Genomic DNA, 19,127 nt, shown 5'->3' with positions numbered 1-19,127 from the left:
ATCCGCCCGAAGCAGAAGCAATCTAAACTAGCTCGGCCTTAATTAGCAAGTTTCTCGGTGTCACAGAAAAATCACAAAACGGCATGACTGTGACACGATAACCAGCCTCTTCCAAAAAGCAGACTCGGTCTAATACTAACCAAAACTCTAGGATCCTGCGAAAACGCTGGCGCACTAACTCAATTTTATTGACTAAAGCTAATTGGTTTTGACCGCGAGCAAGGGATGCCTCCAATAAACTGGGGTCAAAATCGATCGCTTTGGTTTCACAAACCCAACGGCAAAAAGCCGCAAAATCTTGACTTAGTAGCGCCTTAGCAAAATTGGGCAAAGGTGTGTATTGACGGCTACCTGTTAACAACTGTACGTACTGAGAAAAGCTCAAGCGCCAATGTAGCTCGGTATCTCTTAACCGCCGTCCTCGCTGACCGGTGGTAACCAGTTGTTGCAATGGCAATTTTAAATCTCTTTTTGATAAAACTAACCCCGTAGTTTTAGCCTGTTCACTGAGCCCGACATACTGATCATCATTGATCAAATGATAACAACAAGGGCAAACCAAAATATGTTGCACCTGATGCTGGCGAGCTTGTTTCAACAACTGCAAATGTAACTCACCACAAGCATGTAACGCCATCACGCCCTGAGCCGCTGTGAAGCAGTTTGATAAGTCTTCTGTTAATACATTTGCTTGCACAAAATGCTGCTGGCAATGCAATTGATCTGCGATAGCTTGGCCTGCACAACAAAGCGCTTGCTGCCATTCAATTGAGGTAATCTGGCGGTGAGTTTGGTATTGGGCAACCCGACCCAAGTGCCCCTTCCCCGCACACCATTCAAGCCATTGCGTTGGCGCTGACGGCAGTTGAGCACTAAAAGCCACTATTTGCTCGGATTTGCGCCCCTTAACCCCATTTAGCAGCCAAAACGGCGGCTCAATAGGCGGTTGCGGCTCTGTTAACCATTCAGGTGTAAATGCAGGAGCTAATCCAAGCGCTGAACTGGGTATTTCACCAATATGGTTAGCAAACCAGTGCTGCGCAGCTGCCTCATCTTGCATTAACCTCGTCAATTCGCTGTCAGTTAACTGATTGAGGCCTTGCTCTAGTTCAGGGTATTCATCCTGCCAAGGTAACTGTTGGCACTCAAACGGGGCAATCTGCCACAATGGGCGGTGCGCAGCTAAATAAGACGAAAGTTGCAAAAACACTGAGCGATGCACAATTAACTCCAAACAAAAAAGCCAGCGGCGGTTGCCCGCGCTGGCTTAGGACACTAACAACTGTTAAAAAATATTAGAACAGACGGTTAGATAAATCGTATAAGTCTTGACGGAAAGGACGACGCATTGTTGTCAAACATTCAATAATGTCGTGATGCACTAGCTGGCCTCTTTGAATACCAACACAACGTGCACTTTCACCTTTCAGTAGTAGTTCTACCGCGTAACCACCCATGCGGCTTGCTTGCACGCGATCCCATGCATTTGGTGAACCACCACGCTGAATGTGACCTAAGATAGTCGCACGTGTTTCACGGCCAGTTGCCGCTTCAATGCGCTTAGCCATTTGATTAACATCTGTCATCAATTCGGTAATAGCAATGATGGCATGCTTCTTACCTTTGGCTTCACCGTCTTTAATTTGTTTTAGCAATTCATCTTCATCAAAGTCCACTTCTGGCACTATGATGTACTCTGAACCACCCGCAACCGATGCCCACAGAGCCAAGTCACCACAATGACGACCCATGATCTCAACGATAGAGATACGGTTATGTGATGAAGAGGTATCACGTAAACGGTCAATTGCATCAACAACCGTATCTAAAGCTGTCATGAAACCGATAGTGTAATCCGTACCCGAGATATCGTTATCGATAGTGCCCGGTAAACCAATACATGGGAAACCCATTTCGCTTAACTTCATCGCGCCCATGTAAGAGCCGTCACCGCCGATAACCACAAGAGCATCAATACCGTGTTTTTCAAGGTTTTTGATGGCTTCGCGGCGAACGCTCTCTTCTTTAAATTCTGGAAAACGCGCAGAGCCAAGTACAGTACCACCACGGTTGATCACATCAGAAACATCATGGCGACCCATTGGCTTAATCTTGTCGTGATAAAGTCCGTAATAACCGCCATAGATACCATATACTTCTAAGCCTTCAGACAAGCCAGCTCTTACCACTGCTCGTACTGCTGCATTCATACCTGGAGCATCGCCACCGCTAGTTAGTACGCCTATTTTTTTAATCACTTGCTACCTCGACCAATTTCTATCAAAAATTTTCTTTAACAGCCCGACATTATGCCCAACTGTTCCCTGCATTCATGGAGCCTAGCACTCGCTTTAAATCACATACGAAGAAAACAACGTTAGTGTACCTATTTTTTCTTTTCTTGTAGTTAGTAGATCAATTTTTATTTTTAAAAATGCTTAAATTAACGTGATTCAAACACAATTTTGCGAAAATTATCAACGCTCAGGCTGTTGTTTTGCCATTATGATGTAAGAAATTTACTTTTTCTTTGTTCTTTCGCAAAAACCGATGCAGCTAGGCATATTTTTGCACAGACCTTCAGCTCTAAAGAGAAAAATACTTCATTATATAGGGTTTCCCTACTTGCTATTCTGGCAAAAACAGCAGATAGTGGGGATATCTAGCACGACAAACCAGCGGCTAGAGGACAATCCAAAACGGTTTATAGCTAACATTGAGCAATATCGAGTACCCGCAATAACAGACAATATAGGTGATCTACGTTTTGTTGCGGATCACATCACACAGTGAACTCTCCTACTCGAACTACTCAGGCGAATAATTAACCAGATTGTCATATTTTTGCCCCAGCAGTGTCATACGACAAGGGCAAGTTATAAAGCGATAAGAAAAGAAGAAGGAATTATACTATGCAAACAAAAAAGCGTAACTTAAGAAATCGACATCTATGGTTCAGTGTATGGAACCCGAAACAGCAAGATTTGCCACACGCTTGTGACGGCCAAATCAAACCAATTCGTAACAGCGGTCGTTAATAACGACTCATTAGTGATAAGGTAACTCAGAACTCAACAGAAGCCTATGTCGAATGACGCCAATGAGTTACCACGATTGATAAGCCCGAACCAATTGTTCGGGCTTTTTTATGGTTAAGGCTTTTAACTCGCTTAATTCATATAGCGAGATTCAAACGCCAGTAAAGTTTCTCCCGCTGCATTTTGTAACTTGAGCTGTTCGCCTTCAATTTGATAGCCCACCACATCGGTAAAAGCTTGCAAGAATGCTTGCTCTTGGTCCATGCCACTTGGACACATTTTCCGGGTGCCAGCCATAGGAGTGAGTTGTAAGGTGTTACCATCAACTTGATAAGAGCCCATAAAGTTATTACAACCAGCAAAACCCCTGACTTGGTTCTCTTCGAGCATAAATTGAACAAACAACTCCCTCGCCCCCACGATAGTTTCAACCGCATTATCCCCAATGCTCATCAACTTCCAATAAGTGTTTGAAAATTCAGCTTGTGCTGTTGGCTCAGGTAGTTTTTTAACCACTATTTCAATGTCGCCAGTGAGCGCTGGGTTAAATGGGTCAAGATAGTCTGTGTTTTGATACAGCACTTTGTCAGCCAACTTGATTGTTGCAGCAAGGCCATAACGGTGATTGGCTTGAAGCTGATTTTGATCATATTCAAGGGTTAAGGCATAAGGAGGTCCACCTTGTACGGTGACAATTTGCTCCGCTAAGGTTAATGGCTCTGCGCCAACAATTGAAACATCAAGCAAGCTCACACTAACCTGTGCCCCTTCTGGTAACATACTGCGATCTAAATACAAGACTTGAGTCGATAAACTAGCCATGCTGGTAGCCTCTTGTTGATCCAAAGCCTGCTCTGCTTGCTCTGAAACAGGTGTAGCCTTCTCTGTCGAAACATTAGATTCACTCGGAGCAACGGATGTCGGCTCAGGTGCTTTAGAGCACCCTTGCAGAGCTCCAACCGCTAACAACACAGAGGAAACGATCATTGCTTTGCGAAAATGTGACTTCATATAAACCCTATTTGATGTTAGTTATTTGATATTAGTTAACTGAATGGTCCATTGACGGTGTGCTACATGGCACCGCTAATATGTAAATTTATCATCAATTTCTTCATTAATAACAACTTAATTTTATTTTACTGTTATTAAGTAGCTAAAAATGTTGTACTGCGGTCTTTTTCCTTTGCGCTATCAATATGCTTGACTATCAACTCATCGACATTCCATTCAACTTTCGCCACCTTTGCTGGTTTTGCGGTGAGCCCTGCCATCGCGAATTCAAGTTTCCAGCTGATTTACAAGATGCGCCGCAATGCGAACACCTTCCCCTGACGTTGCCGTGTTGCCAAGAGTGTTTGGGCTTGAGTAAAAAAGTTCGCAATGCGAATAATCACATTGCTGAGTTTAGAGCTCAGTATAAAAAAGTCTTTTCTCGTCAATACCAAAGTCATTTGGCTATCGGTAAAAACTGGACCAAACAAGAGCTAGAGCAAAGTGAATTATCAGGCAAAGCCTTTGCGGGATTTAAAAAAAGTGCGTGGATGATGTTTGAAATAGCCCAACAACGCCTTTTGTTTCAAGGCTGGCCCATTCAAATTGATGGCCAAGCTATGGTGTGCCAGCAAATCACTGGTTTCACTTTTGACGGAGAAGAGTTTATCAGCATAGAGGCTACAATCACCGCGTATGCAAATCGTTTTCAGATAGATGAAAGCTATTTAACCGCAGCAGTCGCCAAATTAGGAGGCGCGCGATTTTCCGTCGCCATCAGACACTGTCGAATAAACCCACTTATCGATCCGCAAGACATGACAATGTTACTGGAGCTAATAGACTGAATCCACAGAACCGCTTTACCAACCAACACTAAATCTACTTAGGAGCAAAGCTGATAAATCAATAAAGGGGTTAATGCGGGAATGTGAGCCGATAATAAAAGATTTACCTCGACTCTCAAGCTAATTACCAAGCGTAGCCTATGCCCACGCCATAAGTATATTGATTCTTAGAGCCTTGCTCCTTGACGATACTACTTTTGGCCGCATCTCCCGTTAAACGCTGATAAAACATCGCCGCACCAACATACCAACTTGGTGTAACCTGATACAGCACCGCGGGCCATAGGTACACTTGACGATTACCGCCTGCAGCATCAAATTCACTGATACCTGTTAACAGGCTAGCTTCACTATCAACACCATAGTAATGCTGCATATATTTATCATCAGCAAAGGTCGCACCTACGCCGAGGCCAACAAACAATTGATAACTCAGTGGCACCCAAGTATTGGCATAAATGCCTAAATTACTGCCTTTGGTATCTCCAGCCACCGCCGTGCTTGCCGTCATGCCAAAACGAGAACTAAAGGGGATCGTAGTGTCTGTTTTGGTAATGCGATAACCCACATAGCCTCCCATAGAGAGTCCAAAATCAATGTCAGGCAGATGCTTAACCTTTTCATTATCGACATCATTGCGGCCTAGGTGGAGCAAAGCAATAGGGCCGAACTCAAAATTTGGATGAGTATTGACCTTTACCGCCATAAATGGCCCGGCCCATTCAGCATAGCGGTTATTTTCTAACTTGACCCGCATTCCAGGTACAGCCCCTACCAAACTATCTGTAGAGCCAGACCACTGACTCGTTGATCCGACACCTAAGCCAATGTAGTTAGGCACAAGATCATTAAACTCAACCGTTGAAGCATAGCCCAGCGTTGTCCAAAACGGCACTAACAACCAACACAATACTCGCACATTTCTAGCTAGCCTAAAGTCATCTTGCCGCATTCTTCACCAACCCTTTTAAATAGTTTAATTATCTAGCCACTGTTGCAGTTATGACCATATTTACAACTTGCACAATAAACAGGCGATGATACCGTTTCTGGCGCTGGTTAACATCTCTAATTTACGCGCAATCAATGTCATTCATGTGAAAAAATTAAAGTTTATTGGCGCTTAAAATACATGATCCACCTTGCATTAACGGCTGCAATATCAAGCGATTGTTTTTCTTCATGGTTACTTCTTTACCCTTTTAGCCAGACCTTCTAGAATGAAGCAACTCAATTGCACTAACTCAATAAAATCGACTTTTTTGACAAGGGTAAACTCTCTGATGGAACCAAATTTAATTAATGAAGCAGTTAAGCAACTGGTACAAGTGCAAGCCTTTTTGGCTTTTACTTTGGCTATCACTGCTTTATTTATGGGGAAATTCATCATTTCCAAAAGTACGGTATTGCAAAAGTATAGTATTCCAGAGCCGGTCGTTGGTGGTTTTTTCTGCGCTAGTATCGTCGGTATTTTGTATTACGCCTTTAATATCCAAGTCCAATTTGAACTAGACGTGGCCGATATACTATTGCTCTACTTTTTTGCGGGGATAGGCCTAAAAGCCGACTTTGCCACCTTGATTAAGGGGGGAAAACCTTTATTAGTACTATTGCTGCTTGCCGGTTTATACATTTTTTTGCAAAACCTGTTAGGCATCAGTGTTGCCAGTTTATTTGGCTTTGATCCCAAGGCAGGTTTAATGTCTGGCTCAATCTCTCTCACAGGGGGAGTAGGCACAGCAATGGCGTGGGGCCCAACCTTTGTCAACGATTTGGGTATTGCCAATGCCTTAGAGCTAGGACTTGCGTCCAATACCTTAGGCTTAATTGCAGCGTGTTCGATTGGCGGCCCCATCGCCGCTTATTTAATGAAACGCCATAAACTAACCGGTAACCATGATAATGAACTTGATATAGGTACCACTCACAAAGACGGTGACAAACGGCTACAAGTTGATTACTTTGGTGTTTTAAGGGCTTGGTTATTCTTAAATATATCCCTTATCGGAGGGCATTTCATCGATGCCGGCTTAACCGAGCTAGGTTTAAAATTACCCATGTTTGTTGCCTGTTTGCTTGCTGGTATCCTCATCGGTAACAGCTTAAAGATTTACGTAGTACGAAAGAACAGCACTAAATTATTAAACAATGTGCGTGATGGTGAGAAAGGTCTGTCATTAATCCAAGATATTTGTCTAGGCATGTTCTTAACCATGGCCTTAATGGGCCTAAAAGTATGGGAGCTAGAAGGTAGCTTCTTCTACATCATGGTCATTATTGGCCTACAAGTACTGATGTCGGTGCTTTACACGATTTTTGTGGTGTTTCGAGCCATGGGTAAAGATTACGAAGCTGCGGTTATTTGTGCCGGCTTTGGCGGGGTGACATTAGGCTCTACGGCAACAGCCATCGTGAACATGACAGCGGTAACCCAGCAACACGGCGCCGCCCACCGGGCCTTTATTATTTTGCCGCTGGTCTGTGGTTTCTTTATCGATATCGTTAATGCCCTGTGGATTAACTTTTTTGCCTACTACTAATCATCAGCTAACACATCTTTCTCTGATTTAACTTCACGGCCTTGTTCACAGCAAGGCCGTTTCTTGTTTTTTACCTCTAAACGCCAGCCAAGCCAATTAACAACAAGCAAGTAAGTTACTAAAACCTTGATTGCGGCCAAAACATTCGCAATTGCCAAAAATAGAGTTTGACATATTATGTCCAGCACTCTAAATTCAATATCACAATAATCTCTATATTAATGTCATGGCGTAGTAAACTGCCTTGACGATTAATTTTACTTATTTAGGAGGCAAGATGAATGCCCTAACCCAGCCCCATTATTGGGCGATTGCAGGCCTAATATTAATGATCGCCGAAGCCATCATCCCTGGCGGCATCGTTCTATTTCTTGGCATGAGCGCCCTGATTGTTTCTGCCAGTTTGTTTTTTGGCTTACTCACCACTTGGGTTGGCGCGTTCACCCTTTGGTTTATCTCTTCACTTATCTTGTTAGTGCTATTTAGAAATGTGGCGCAAAACATGGTTGGTGGCGAAAGTCATGTTGATGATACCGACGAAGACGCCCACCTATACGGAAAGCAAGCCACCGTGATTGAAACCATAGGGCCAGCGACTCATGCCGGACGAGTTCAATACCAAGACTCAACTTGGCCCGCTATCGCCGATGGCAGCACAATCGAGCCTGGCGAATCGGTACGAATCATTTGCCGAGATAATATTTCGTTAGTGGTTGAAAGAGTTCAACCTGACTTACGGACAAAATTTAAACTATAAGGAGATCCAACATGCTAGCGTACTTAACCATCGCATTACTGGTACTGCTATTGATTATCTATAAACTGATATTGATAGTAGAAATGCGAGAAATCTGCGTCGTAGAAAGACTAGGGAAATTTAGAGGCGTGCTGCAACCCGGCGTACACTTTTTGATCCCATTTTTTGACTCGGTTGCATATCGTCACGAAACACGTGAACAAGTACTCGATATTCCGGCGCAAAATTGTATTTCAAGAGATAACATTCAAATTAAAGTTGATGGCTTGGTTTACATTAAAGTAATGGATGCCCAAAAAGCCAGTTACGGCATTGAAGATTACCGCCGCGCCAGCGTTAACCTAGCGCAAACCACCATGCGCTCTGAAATAGGTAAGCTGACTTTAGGCCAAACCTTTTCCGAGCGTGACAACCTTAATGAAATCATAGTGCGAGAAATCGACAAAGCTTCCGATTCATGGGGCATCAAGGTATTACGTTACGAAATTAAAAACATCGTGCCTTCTTCAGAGGTGGTTCATACCCTTGAAAAACAAATGGAAGCCGAGCGTAGCAAACGCGCCGAAATTACCCTAGCGGAAGCCGCTAAAGAATCGACCATTAACCTTTCCGAAGGTGAGCGCCAAGAAGCAATCAATATTTCCGAAGGCGATAAGCAAAAGCAAATCAACGAAGCTGAAGGTAAGGCTAAAGAGATTGAAATCTTGGCCGATGCCCGCGCACAAGGGGTAACTATGGTCACTCAAGCGCTGGCTCAACCAGGCGGCGATCAAGCCATGAAGATGCGCTTATTAGAAGATTTCATCAAGCAAACCGGCGATATATTGAGCAGCGCTGAAGTCACCGTATTACCAACTGAGGTTGCTAAGTTGGAAGGATTCTTTACCGGCATGGACAAGGTAACCACTCATTTAAATGGAGCTGAAAAATAATGGAACAGTATTTTGGTAATGAAATTGGCCCAATGGACATCTTTGTGATGCTGGTATGGGGCGCTTTATTTCTTTTGGTTGTGGTTAAATTTTTCCAATCCATTCGCTTAGTGCCAACCAAAAAGGCTTTTGTTATCGAACGCCTAGGCCGCTATTCTAAAACCTTAGACGCAGGCTTTCATGCGTTGATTCCTTTTCTTGATAAAGTAGCTAGCATTCAAGATCTTAAAGAAGAAACCATCGATGTACCGCCGCAAGATTGTTTCTCTAAAGACGAGGTAAATGTTGAAGTTGATGGCGTTATTTATATTTCGGTCATTGACCCCGTTAAAGCCAGCTATGGCGTCACAGACTATCGCTATGCCGCGATGCAATTGGCGCAAACCACCACACGCTCGGTTATTGGCACACTAGATTTAGATCGTACTTTCGAAGAGCGCGACCTGATCAGCAGTAAGGTAGTCGAAGTACTGGAAAAAGCAGGTGAAGGCTGGGGCATCAAGGTGCACCGTTATGAAATTAAAAATATCACCCCACCACGCACCGTGCGTGACGCGATGGAAATGCAAGTGAATGCAGAGCGTGAACGTCGCGCCATTATGGCCCGCAGTGAAGGTGACAAGCAAAGCCGTATCAACCGTTCACTGGGTTTAAAAATGGAGATGATTAACCGCTCCGAAGGTGAAAAGCAGCGCCGGATCAACGCTGCCGAAGGTAAAGCACAGGAAATAATTTCCATCGCCCGCGCTACCGCAGCTTCTATCGACAAAATGGCTAACGTACTTAACCAGCCGGGTGGTGAAAATGCGATGAAGATGCAACTCAGTGAGCAATACATGAAACAAATGCAAGGCCTAGCAGATCCATCACGTAAAATCGTGTTGCCTGCTAACTTACTCGATTACCAAGCTTGGATGAATACCATAGGTCTCAGTCCGAGCCCAACCTCAGAAAAATAGCCCTGCCTCACTATGCCAGTGACGCTGTCACTGGCAATTCAAACCAGAAATGTCGCAACAAAAACACAACATTTACGAGGTAACCTGCTAATGTAAATAAAACATACAAATAACATCAAAACCCAATAAGGTATTTACGATGAAACAAACGCTTCTTTCCTCTATTATCATGCTTACCCTTAGCTCCCAAGCCTTTGCTAGCGAAACCGCCCCAAAACCCGCAACCCAACACACTAAAGCCATCAACCAACAAGTGTTAGAAGATCTGCCTTTTAGTAACAAAGCCGATTTTGAAAACGCGCAACGTGGTTTTATTGCGGCCGAGCCTAAAGTCACCATCAAAAACAATCAAGGTGATGTGGTATGGGACTTAGAAACCTACAAGCAATACATCAGCATAGATAAAGCCGCCCCCGACTCGGTGAACCCAAGTCTATGGCGTAATGCCCAGCTAAATATGCTCAATGGTTTGTTTGAAGTAACCGACGGCATTTATCAAGTTCGCGGTTACGATTTATCTAACATCACCTTTATCAGAGGCGATACCGGCTGGATTGTTTTCGACCCTTTGATTTCAAAAGAAACAGCCAAAGCCGCCCTCGACTTTGTTAACAAACAATTAGGCGAGCGTCCTGTTGTTGGCGTGGTGTACAGCCATAGCCATATCGACCACTTTGGTGGCGTGCGTGGTATTGTCGATGAAGCTGACGTCAAAGCTGGCAAGGTTGCCATCATCGCCTCTCACGCCTTCACTGAGCATGCTGTATCAGAAAACGTGATCGCCGGTAATGCCATGGGGAGACGCGCAGTATTTATGTATGGCGCCCTGTTGCCGCGAAATGAGTTTGGTGGTGTCAATGGCGGTCTAGGCCAAACCACGTCAACGGGTGAAGCGACCTTAATTAAGCCAACGGATATCATCGAGAAAACCGGTGAAGAGCGCACCATAGATGGCGTTAAAATGGTATTCCAATACACGCCAGGCACCGAAGCGCCAACCGAAATGAATACTTGGTTTCCAGATAAAAAAGCACTATGGATGGCAGAAAACTCGACCAACACCATGCACAACATTCTGACCCTACGCGGTGCCCAAGTTCGCGATGCATTGAAATGGGCTAGCTACTTAAACGAAACCATTGAACTTTGGGGTGCGGATGTCAAAGTCAAATTCCAAAGTCACCACTGGCCACTTTGGGGCCAAGCAGACATAGTGGATGAGTTTAAAAAGCAACGTGACATGTACAAATACACTCATGACCAAAGTGTACGTTTGATGAACCAAGGTTATAACGGTGAAGAAATCTCCGAAATGATCAAGTTCCCAGAGGAGCTGGAGAAAAACTGGTCTACCCGAGGCTATTACGGCACGTTAAGACACAACAGCCGCGCGGTTTACCAGCGTTACATGGGCTGGTACAACGGTAACCCTTCCGATCTTAATAACTTACCCCCAGCCGATGTGGCCAAGCACTATGTTGAGTACATGGGCGGTGAGCAAGCTATCTTGGAAAAAGCGGAACAAGACTTCAACCAAGGCAAATACCGCTGGGTAGCTGAAGTACTTAAGCATGTGGTGTTTGCCAACCCTGAAAGTGCCAAAGGCAAAATGCTACTGGCCGATACCTACGAGCAGTTAGGTTATCAAGCTGAATCAGGCCCTTGGCGCTCAGTGTATTTACAAGGTGCCTATGAGCTACGTAATGGTGTACCCACGTCTGGCGGTATCAACACAGCCTCACCGGATGTAATCAAGAACATGCCACCCGAGATGCTGTTTGACTACCTATCTGTGCGCATTAATCCAGAAAAAGCGGCGGGTAAAACCTTTACCATTAATGTTAACTTTACCGACTTAGAAGAGCAGTACACGTTAAGTGTTGAAAACTCGGTTCTTAACTACACCACTAAGGTCATTGACAAACCTAGCGTTGGCTTAACCTTAACCAAAGCCAAACTGGATGAAATTCAATTAGGTCAAACCACCATGGAGCAAGCCGTGGTAGCAGGTGATGTGAAAATCGAAGGTGATGCTAAGGTGTTTGAAGACTTTGTCGGCATGCTAGATAACTTTAACTTCTGGTTTAACATAGTGACGCCATAACATAAATATCATTAGCCTCCATTGGCCAGTATGAGGCTGGCCAATGTTTTAATGGAGCAAATTGTGAAGCATTTCTTCTATTGCATTTGTCTACTCACCGCCCTGCCCGTTTTAGCCTGTACTTACGATGGCCAATTTAGTAATCCATTTAACCAAGCTTATAACGGCTCATTTCGCGTCGCCTTAGCAACCCATCAAGCGATTGATAATCAAAAACTAACGCCAGCTAAAACATTAACCGGCGCAGTAGGCTTACAGCGTACACAGTGGTCGCTAAAGCAAATATTACCCAAGCTAAATAGCCAATTTTCCAGTGATTTAGACATTTTAATCATAGATACCAAGCTGTGGGCTCAAGTCAGGTTAGAGCAGCAAGCGCCGACCTTAACCTTACATACACCCAGTGCCAGTGGTGACTATCCGGTGATATTAATGAGTGAAACCACCTTAGTTGCGCTAGCCAAAAAACAGATCACCTTAGCCGAGGCTAGCGAGCTAGGCATTTTGACTTTGCAACCAGCAAGCCAATAAGTGTTGCCATTTTGCCTCGAGCTGCTTCGCAGGAAGCAAACTAAGATTATCCGCTTGCAGATACCAAAGTAGCTCGATTAAGCGATAAGCCAAGGCAAAATGCACTAGCTCATCTTGCCAGCCTTGGTAACCTGCTTGCGCTAATAAGTATTCTATCTGCTGCTGATCAAGCGCTAAATCCTGACATACCGCAGCCACGTCTATCAGCCTTGCCCCCATACTGGCATATTCCCAATCCAGCAACTTAACCCCTGTTGCAGTGATCAGCATATTGCCCTGATGCAGGTCGCAATGACACAAGCTCTCGGATTGCACTGCCGATAAATCAAGCTGGGCAAAATAATCCAACATGAGTTTAAAGGTTGGCCGAGCAATAAAGTCTGGAAAGCAATCGATGCCATCAAACAATTGCCAGCAGCGAGCGGACAAATCCAGCCTTGGCAATTGCTGACAAAGCGCATCAGGCAAAGTGATCGCATCCAGTTGCTTAAAACAGACAGCCAAATCCGCTAACCAAGCAAACGAGGGATCTTGATGTAAATGAGCACGCGGATGCTTTCCCTCGACAAATTCAGTAACCAACCAGTGCCCATTAACATCGCAGCCCACGACAGGGGCCGTTATCTGAAATCGCGATAAATGCACTAACAATTGCAGCTCGACCTGTTGCGCTAACCAAGCATGGGGCTGCTCCCTCATCAAGCGCACCACCCAATCATAAGCTTGGCCATGTTCAGATTGCAATTTTATCCGATAGCTCGCATGGCTAATGCCTTGAGTTAATGGCAATAGCGCCACGATTTGAGCATCGCCATCGGCTAATAACTTAACCACAAGACGATTAATTTGGTTGATGTGATCAAGCGTTATATCCGCACCGCTTATCGCATTGGCTGCGATGGTCAGCCTTGATTTACCCATTTAAGCTGGCTGTTGCATTTTATAATGATTGCGCCAGCGGATATAACCTATCACCGCCATCACTTCATAACTCACAAACAGCATTGCGGTTAAATACAGCTCGCGATCGACATAAAGGTAAATCGCACAGGCATTGATAACCAACCAATACAGCCAATTTTCAAGTACTTTTTTGGCCACCATATAAGTGGTTAACACACTGGCCCAAGTGGTAAATGAATCCAAATAAGGCAACTGTGCACCGGTATTTTCCGTTAACAAATAGCCCGACAATCCCGTCAGCACCAAGACACTCACGAACGCCAATAGATGATGTTTAGTTTGCCAGCGCACAATAGGTTTTACTGCATTGGCTTGCTCATTGGGACTGCGCCATTGCCACCAGCCATAAACGGCCATTGCCATATAATAAGCGTTGAGCAAGGACTCCATCACCAAACTCACATCCCAAAACAGCCAAGTATAGATGGCCGTGCTAACAAAGGCGGCATACCAACACCAACTGTTTTCCTTAATGGCTAATACCAGATAGGCGATCGCCAGGACCACGGCCACGACCTCAAATCCCGACATGGCTTGCCATGCCGAAACTATATTGTCGGTTATAGAAGTTGCACTCATGCTTGGTTGTCCTCGGTAAATGGCTTGCGTACATCACGTCCTAGTATTTTGGCCACAAACACAGCAAAACCAAACTCTTCAAAGGATTTTTTCAGCTCGGCAGTCACACACGCCATCACCTCATCATAATCACCATAGAGCTGGGTGCTGGTTGAGGTCGTCACAACATCGATATTGGGGTATTGATTAAAGCCTGCAATAACGCTTTTTATCGGCGGAATAAAATCTTGATTAAAGGGATACATACTGATTTCAACGGTGGCTTTCATGATTCAACCCTAAAGTAAAAGCGCAATTATGCCTTAAAAAAACGGCGCATACATAATGTATCCGCCGTTTAAGATTAGCCTATTTATATGGGCTGATTATTTACACAGTTTGACTCTAGTCATCATCCAAGGGTTGCAACTTAGTATTGCCACCATGAAATTTCTCTCTTGGTTTTTGGATCAAGGCATAGAAACCGGGGATCAATAAAGTCCCTGCCAATAACACACAAAGCAGACCACCGATCAACGAAACCCCCAATGAGTTTTGGCTAATATGCCCCGCCCCAGAAGCGTAAACCATAGGCACTATGCCTAAAATAAACGACCAAGAGGTCATATTAACCGCGCGAAAACGTAGCATCCCGCCCTTAGTTGCTGCTGTCTCAATCGGCTCATCGTGCTCTTCGCGCGCCACTTTAGCAAATTCAACAATAAGGATGGCATTTTTCGCCGCCAACGCTATCAACAGTACCAAACCAATCTGAGCATACAAGTTAAGCGGCGTACCCGTTAACCACAGAGCAAGAAATGAGCCTAATGTCGCTATCGGCACCACCAAGATAATGGCCAGCGGAATACTCCAACTTTCATATTGCGCCACCATAAACAAGTAAATGAAGATCAGCGCCAACGCAAAAGCATAGATGGCTTGGTTGCCAGCTAATACCTCTTGGTAGGCAAGTCCCGTCCACTCATATTGATAACCTTGCGGTAATACCTCAGCAGATACGCGTTCCATGGCCGCAATGGCATCACCACTGGAGTATCCCGGAGCGGGTTCTCCTTGGATCACCGCACTGCGATACATGTTGTATCGCCATGCCACATCCGGCTCAAACACTTGGGTGGTAGACACTAAGGTACTCAGTGGGATCATTTCACCTTTATCAGAGCGCACATAAAAGCGCTGCAAATCATCAATGCTCTCGCGATGCTGCGCGTCTGCTTGCATCGTCACCCTGAAGTTCTTACCAAACATGGTGAAATCATTGATGTAGAGCGAGCCTAAGTTTCCTTGTAAGGTTTGAAAAACACTCGCCAAAGGCACGCCTAATTGCTTCACTTTTTCCCGATCAATGTCGACGTAATAATGCGGAACATTAGCCCTAAAGGTACTAAAGGTGTAAGCGATTTCAGGCTGCTCGTTGGCTTTCGCAATCAAGCTATTCATCACTTGCTGCAAATCAGTACGGCTGCGCCCTAGAGTATCCTCAAGTACATACTCAAAACCAGAGGCCGCGCCCATACCCGGTACAGCAGGTGCGCCCATCGCAAATACTACGGCTTCAGGGATCTGCTTTGCCGCCAGCCCATTAATACGGGCAGCAATAGCGTCTGATGAATGGGTGCCAGCTAAAGCAGCACGGGTGTCCCAGTCATGCAGCTTGATAAATAATGAAGCGCCATTTGAAGCTGCCGCTCCGGTCATAAATGAATAACCGTTAGCGACCGTCACCCCATCTATGCCCGGCTCTTGCGATACCAGTTTATTCAGCTTATCCGTTACCTCAGCCGTACGAGAAAGGGATGCAGAATCAGGCAGCTGGACATTCACTAGCAAGATCCCTTTGTCCTCTTGCGGGACAAACGCGGTCGATGTATTTTTTGCTAAATACAATACCGAAGACACCGCCACTACAAAAATCACGCATAACACAATGGCTTTTTTAACCAAGCTAGCGGCTAACTTGCCGTAACGCTGAGTCACTTTGTCTAAGCCACGATTAAATGCCTTAAACCAGTTCGCCGTATTATCGCCACCTTGCTTGAGCACCAAAGAACACAACGCAGGCGACAAGGTAAGCGCATTAATTGACGAGATCACTACCGAAATACAAATGGTCAAAGCAAATTGACGGTACATGATCCCCGTGATGCCCGGCAACATAGCCACGGGCAAAAATACCGCTAACAATACCAAGGTTGAGGTAATAATGGGCCCTGTTACCTCTTTCATCGCCAGCAATGTGGCTTTTCGTGGGCTTAAACTTGGATCTTTTGCCATCATGGTATCGACGTTTTCAATCACCAAAATCGCATCGTCCACCACAATACCAATCGCAAGGATCAAACCAAACAAGGTCACCGTGTTGATAGTGAAGCCCGTGGTCAGCATGATCGCAAACGTACCGATTAAAGAGACAGGAATAGCCACTACTGGAATTAACGTAGCTCGAGCACTGCCTAAAAACAAATAGGTTACCGCGATAACCAAGGCCACTGCCTGAATTAGGGTGATCACCACCCCTTTGATCGATTCGGAAACGAACAAAGTAGTGTCATAGCTTGTTTCATAGGCAACCCCCTCTGGAAAATTCACACTGAGTTTTTCCAGTAAGTCCATCACGGCTTTGCCACTCTCAAGCGCATTGGCGTCGGATTGTAATGATAAGGCGACAATGGACGCGTCTTGGCCTCTAAATTGGCCATTACCATCATAGAATTTTTTACCTAACTCCACTCTGGCCACATCTTTTAAATAGACGCTAGAGCCGTCATTGTTAGCTCGCAATACCACATTTTCAAACTCAGCAACCGACTCTAAACGCCCTTTGGTTACTAAGTTAAACTGCACTTCTTGGGGATTGGCATAAGGTGCGCCGCCCAATCGACCGGCGGCTACCTGCACATTTTGCTCAGCTAATGCGCCATAAACATCACTGGTCGTCAGATCCAAATTCGCCATTTTTTCTGGATCAAGCCAAACCCGCATAGCGAATTCACCGCCACCAATAACGTTAACGTCACTGATCCCTTGCACACGAGCCAGTTGATCTTTCACATTCAAGTTAATGTAATTAATCAAAAATTGGTCGTCATATTCCCCGTTTGGCGAATAAAAATTCAACACCATTAATAAATCTGGCGAACGCTTTTTAACCGTTACACCCACCATGCGCACTTCTTGAGGTAACTTCGACTCAATCTGTGCCACACGGTTTTGCACGTTAACCTGTGCCATGTCAGGATCGGTGCCAATATCAAAAGTTACGTTTAAGCTATACGAGCCATCGTTAGCACTTTTTGAGGACATGTAAATCATATTCTCAACGCCGTTCACCGAGGTTTCTATCGGATCGGCAATGGCTTGTTCAACCACTTCGGCACTGGCGCCACTGTAAAACGCCGTTACGCTTACTGAAGGCGGGCTAATTTTCGGATATTCCGAAATGGGCAAAGCCAGCAAAGAGATAAGACCGGCCAGCGTGAGGATAATCGAAATCACCAACGCAAATTTAGGCCTTTGAATAAAGAAACGACTTAGCATGTATTAGCTCCTATTGCGCGGTTTCTGCACTAGATTGAACACTGACTTGCATGCCATTTCTTACTCGTTGTAAACCTTGCACAATCACATTTTCATCTGGCTTAAGGCCAGTGCTAATAATCACACCTTGTTCCGTTTGCGCCCCAATTTTCACGTTGCGCCGCTCAATCACGTCCCCTTCCAGCACCACCATAACAAAGTCACCCTCTAAATCACTTTGCACCGCACGACGAGGGATCACAATGACGTCGCTCGCTTGCTTTTGCTGCAGCATCACTATCACATGTTGCCCCGGTAGCAAGGTTTGTTCAGGGTTGGGAATTTGTGCACGCATTTGAATGGTGCCGGTAGCGGTATTAATGCGGTTGTTAATGAAGTCAAGCTTGCCTGGATGGGGAAATTGTTGGTTATTTTCTAACGCCAGAAACACCTCTGTCGCTTGCGTGGCTTGGCCGCCATCACCGCTAACCTTGTCGAGGTTAAATTCAAGACGCTCACGCTCACTGACACTAAATGTAGCTTGCACTGGGTCAAGACTGACTAAGGTCGTTAACACCCCTAATGAAGGCGACACTAAGTCACCATGGCTGATTTTACTGCTACTCACACGGCCGGTAAAAGGAGCTCTAATTTGGGTGTAAGAGAGGTTCACTTCGGCTAAGTTTAGCTGCGCTTTTGCCGCCTCTACTTGCGCTTGTGCACCAAGTAATTGAGCCGTCAAAGAATCAAATTCAGACTGTGAAATACTGCCCTTAGGCAATAAATTTTTACCACGGCGATGATCATTTTGTGCCTTGCTTAATGCCGCATTGGCTTGAGCTAGCGCTGCTTTCGCCGTGGCTACCTCGGCTTCGAAGGAAGAAGGTTCAATGCTATAGAGCAAATCACCCTGCTCCACAATTTGCCCCTCTTCAAAATGACGCTGCTTTAAATAGCCCGACACTTGTGCCGTAATATTCGTATCTTCAACCGCTTCAATACGCCCGACATAGCTTTTATTAAAGTGATAGGCCATTTCCTTAGCCGCTTGAGTTTGTACTATCGGTAAATTCACCGCTTGATTGGCGGAATTGTCGCGCTGACAGCCCATCAGCATTAAGCTAACAATAAATACAGCTAATTTTTTTTTATTCATCTAATTAAGCCACTTAATTCGTCGATTGATATGAAAAGAACTGAACAATAAGGTCAATAAATCATCCTTCAGCTTAGCATAACAAGCTGAACTAGCCCTTAATAAGTGCTAGTTCATGGTTTTAATAACAGATGACTATAATGAATAAAACAAGGTGCAAACACAGTTGGGGATTATGCCTACGTTGGCATATAGAAACATAAACTAGGGA

The 19,127-nt window shown here is 44.9% G+C and carries 17 protein-coding genes; 8 read left to right on the top strand and 9 right to left on the bottom strand.

Annotation, left to right across the window (positions count from 1 at the left end):
* Positions 1 to 22: 22 nt before the first annotated feature.
* On the bottom strand, positions 23 to 1,222 hold the full coding sequence (locus tag ACK8OT_RS00870; protein ID WP_410194621.1) for a methyltransferase: 1,200 nt from the start codon (positions 1,220 to 1,222) through the stop codon (positions 23 to 25).
* A gap of 73 nt (positions 1,223 to 1,295) precedes the next feature.
* Positions 1,296 to 2,258, bottom strand: a complete 963-nt coding sequence (gene pfkA, locus ACK8OT_RS00865; protein WP_410194620.1) for a 6-phosphofructokinase — start codon at positions 2,256 to 2,258, stop codon at positions 1,296 to 1,298.
* Positions 2,259 to 2,912: 654 nt separating this feature from the next.
* Between pfkA and ACK8OT_RS00860 the strand changes: the two genes are divergently transcribed.
* Positions 2,913 to 3,038, top strand: a complete 126-nt coding sequence (locus ACK8OT_RS00860) for a hypothetical protein (protein ID WP_410194619.1) — start codon at positions 2,913 to 2,915, stop codon at positions 3,036 to 3,038.
* 132 nt (positions 3,039 to 3,170) lie between these two features.
* Here the strand turns inward: ACK8OT_RS00860 and ACK8OT_RS00855 are convergent, their stop codons facing one another.
* A complete protein-coding gene (locus ACK8OT_RS00855; protein WP_410194618.1) occupies positions 3,171 to 4,049 on the bottom strand; it encodes an META domain-containing protein in 879 nt (292 codons plus the stop codon).
* Positions 4,050 to 4,237: 188 nt separating this feature from the next.
* Between ACK8OT_RS00855 and ACK8OT_RS00850 the strand changes: the two genes are divergently transcribed.
* The gene (locus tag ACK8OT_RS00850; protein WP_410194617.1) at positions 4,238 to 4,879 is read left to right on the top strand and encodes a hypothetical protein; all 642 of its coding nucleotides are present in this window, start codon (positions 4,238 to 4,240) and stop codon (positions 4,877 to 4,879) included.
* Positions 4,880 to 5,003: 124 nt separating this feature from the next.
* Here ACK8OT_RS00850 and ACK8OT_RS00845 read toward each other — a convergent pair whose 3' ends face one another.
* On the bottom strand, positions 5,004 to 5,831 hold the full coding sequence (locus tag ACK8OT_RS00845) for a MipA/OmpV family protein (protein ID WP_410194616.1): 828 nt from the start codon (positions 5,829 to 5,831) through the stop codon (positions 5,004 to 5,006).
* Between the two features lie 331 nt (positions 5,832 to 6,162).
* On the opposite strand from ACK8OT_RS00845, the gene gltS reads away from it, so the two are divergent.
* The 6 genes from gltS to ACK8OT_RS00815 all read left to right on the top strand — a co-directional run bounded on the left by gltS (position 6,163) and on the right by ACK8OT_RS00815 (position 12,702).
* Positions 6,163 to 7,419, top strand: a complete 1,257-nt coding sequence (gltS, locus tag ACK8OT_RS00840) for a sodium/glutamate symporter (RefSeq protein WP_410194615.1) — start codon at positions 6,163 to 6,165, stop codon at positions 7,417 to 7,419.
* 277 nt (positions 7,420 to 7,696) lie between these two features.
* Positions 7,697 to 8,176: an NfeD family protein gene (locus tag ACK8OT_RS00835; RefSeq protein ID WP_410194614.1), complete on the top strand. Its 480-nt coding sequence runs from the start codon at positions 7,697 to 7,699 to the stop codon at positions 8,174 to 8,176.
* Between the two features lie 11 nt (positions 8,177 to 8,187).
* Positions 8,188 to 9,108, top strand: coding sequence for an SPFH domain-containing protein (locus ACK8OT_RS00830; protein ID WP_410194613.1), 921 nt, complete (start codon positions 8,188 to 8,190; stop codon positions 9,106 to 9,108).
* Complete coding sequence (locus tag ACK8OT_RS00825; protein WP_410194612.1) at positions 9,108 to 10,067, top strand: SPFH domain-containing protein; 960 nt, start codon at positions 9,108 to 9,110, stop codon at positions 10,065 to 10,067. Before ACK8OT_RS00830 ends, ACK8OT_RS00825 begins: the two co-directional genes overlap by 1 nt.
* A 139-nt stretch (positions 10,068 to 10,206) precedes the next feature.
* Positions 10,207 to 12,171, top strand: a complete 1,965-nt coding sequence (locus tag ACK8OT_RS00820) for an alkyl/aryl-sulfatase (RefSeq protein ID WP_410194611.1) — start codon at positions 10,207 to 10,209, stop codon at positions 12,169 to 12,171.
* 63 nt (positions 12,172 to 12,234) lie between these two features.
* Positions 12,235 to 12,702: a hypothetical protein gene (locus ACK8OT_RS00815; protein WP_410194610.1), complete on the top strand. Its 468-nt coding sequence runs from the start codon at positions 12,235 to 12,237 to the stop codon at positions 12,700 to 12,702.
* On the opposite strand, the gene ACK8OT_RS00810 is transcribed toward ACK8OT_RS00815, so the two are convergent.
* The 5 genes from ACK8OT_RS00810 to ACK8OT_RS00790 form a co-directional block, all read right to left on the bottom strand.
* Complete coding sequence (locus ACK8OT_RS00810; protein ID WP_410194609.1) at positions 12,667 to 13,623, bottom strand: phosphotransferase; 957 nt, start codon at positions 13,621 to 13,623, stop codon at positions 12,667 to 12,669. The two genes, ACK8OT_RS00815 and ACK8OT_RS00810, sit on opposite strands and share 36 nt — an antisense overlap.
* Positions 13,624 to 14,244 (bottom strand): nicotinamide riboside transporter PnuC, encoded by a 621-nt coding sequence (gene pnuC, locus ACK8OT_RS00805; protein WP_410194608.1) that lies wholly within the window; start codon positions 14,242 to 14,244, stop codon positions 13,624 to 13,626.
* Positions 14,241 to 14,513, bottom strand: coding sequence for a YkoF family thiamine/hydroxymethylpyrimidine-binding protein (locus ACK8OT_RS00800; protein WP_410194607.1), 273 nt, complete (start codon positions 14,511 to 14,513; stop codon positions 14,241 to 14,243). Before ACK8OT_RS00800 ends, pnuC begins: the two co-directional genes overlap by 4 nt.
* A 115-nt stretch (positions 14,514 to 14,628) precedes the next feature.
* A complete protein-coding gene (locus ACK8OT_RS00795; RefSeq protein WP_410194606.1) occupies positions 14,629 to 17,781 on the bottom strand; it encodes an efflux RND transporter permease subunit in 3,153 nt (1,050 codons plus the stop codon).
* A gap of 10 nt (positions 17,782 to 17,791) precedes the next feature.
* A complete protein-coding gene (locus tag ACK8OT_RS00790) occupies positions 17,792 to 18,916 on the bottom strand; it encodes an efflux RND transporter periplasmic adaptor subunit (protein ID WP_410194605.1) in 1,125 nt (374 codons plus the stop codon).
* Positions 18,917 to 19,127 lie beyond the last annotated feature (211 nt).

This window comes from Motilimonas thetidivivens (genome assembly GCF_046452435.1).
GTDB lineage: Bacteria > Pseudomonadota > Gammaproteobacteria > Enterobacterales > CBDFNC01 > Motilimonas.
Note: the sequence above shows the minus strand (reverse complement) of the source record. Positions and strands in the feature narration are given on the sequence as shown.

Bases quoted from the DNA above. Each gene is read 5' to 3' on its own strand.
- ACK8OT_RS00825 (WP_410194612.1), top strand. From the start codon at position 9,108: ATGGAACAGTATTTTGGTAATGAAATTGGCCCAATGGACATCTTTGTG.
- ACK8OT_RS00790 (WP_410194605.1), bottom strand. From the start codon at position 18,916: ATGAATAAAAAAAAATTAGCTGTATTTATTGTTAGCTTAATGCTGATG.
- ACK8OT_RS00830 (WP_410194613.1), top strand. From the start codon at position 8,188: ATGCTAGCGTACTTAACCATCGCATTACTGGTACTGCTATTGATTATC.
- ACK8OT_RS00835 (WP_410194614.1), top strand. From the start codon at position 7,697: ATGAATGCCCTAACCCAGCCCCATTATTGGGCGATTGCAGGCCTAATA.
- ACK8OT_RS00860 (WP_410194619.1), top strand. From the start codon at position 2,913: ATGCAAACAAAAAAGCGTAACTTAAGAAATCGACATCTATGGTTCAGT.
- ACK8OT_RS00845 (WP_410194616.1), bottom strand. From the start codon at position 5,831: ATGCGGCAAGATGACTTTAGGCTAGCTAGAAATGTGCGAGTATTGTGT.
- ACK8OT_RS00795 (WP_410194606.1), bottom strand. From the start codon at position 17,781: ATGCTAAGTCGTTTCTTTATTCAAAGGCCTAAATTTGCGTTGGTGATT.
- ACK8OT_RS00820 (WP_410194611.1), top strand. From the start codon at position 10,207: ATGAAACAAACGCTTCTTTCCTCTATTATCATGCTTACCCTTAGCTCC.
- ACK8OT_RS00810 (WP_410194609.1), bottom strand. From the start codon at position 13,623: ATGGGTAAATCAAGGCTGACCATCGCAGCCAATGCGATAAGCGGTGCG.
- pnuC (WP_410194608.1), bottom strand. From the start codon at position 14,244: ATGAGTGCAACTTCTATAACCGACAATATAGTTTCGGCATGGCAAGCC.
- ACK8OT_RS00800 (WP_410194607.1), bottom strand. From the start codon at position 14,513: ATGAAAGCCACCGTTGAAATCAGTATGTATCCCTTTAATCAAGATTTT.
- gltS (WP_410194615.1), top strand. From the start codon at position 6,163: ATGGAACCAAATTTAATTAATGAAGCAGTTAAGCAACTGGTACAAGTG.
- ACK8OT_RS00855 (WP_410194618.1), bottom strand. From the start codon at position 4,049: ATGAAGTCACATTTTCGCAAAGCAATGATCGTTTCCTCTGTGTTGTTA.
- ACK8OT_RS00850 (WP_410194617.1), top strand. From the start codon at position 4,238: ATGCTTGACTATCAACTCATCGACATTCCATTCAACTTTCGCCACCTT.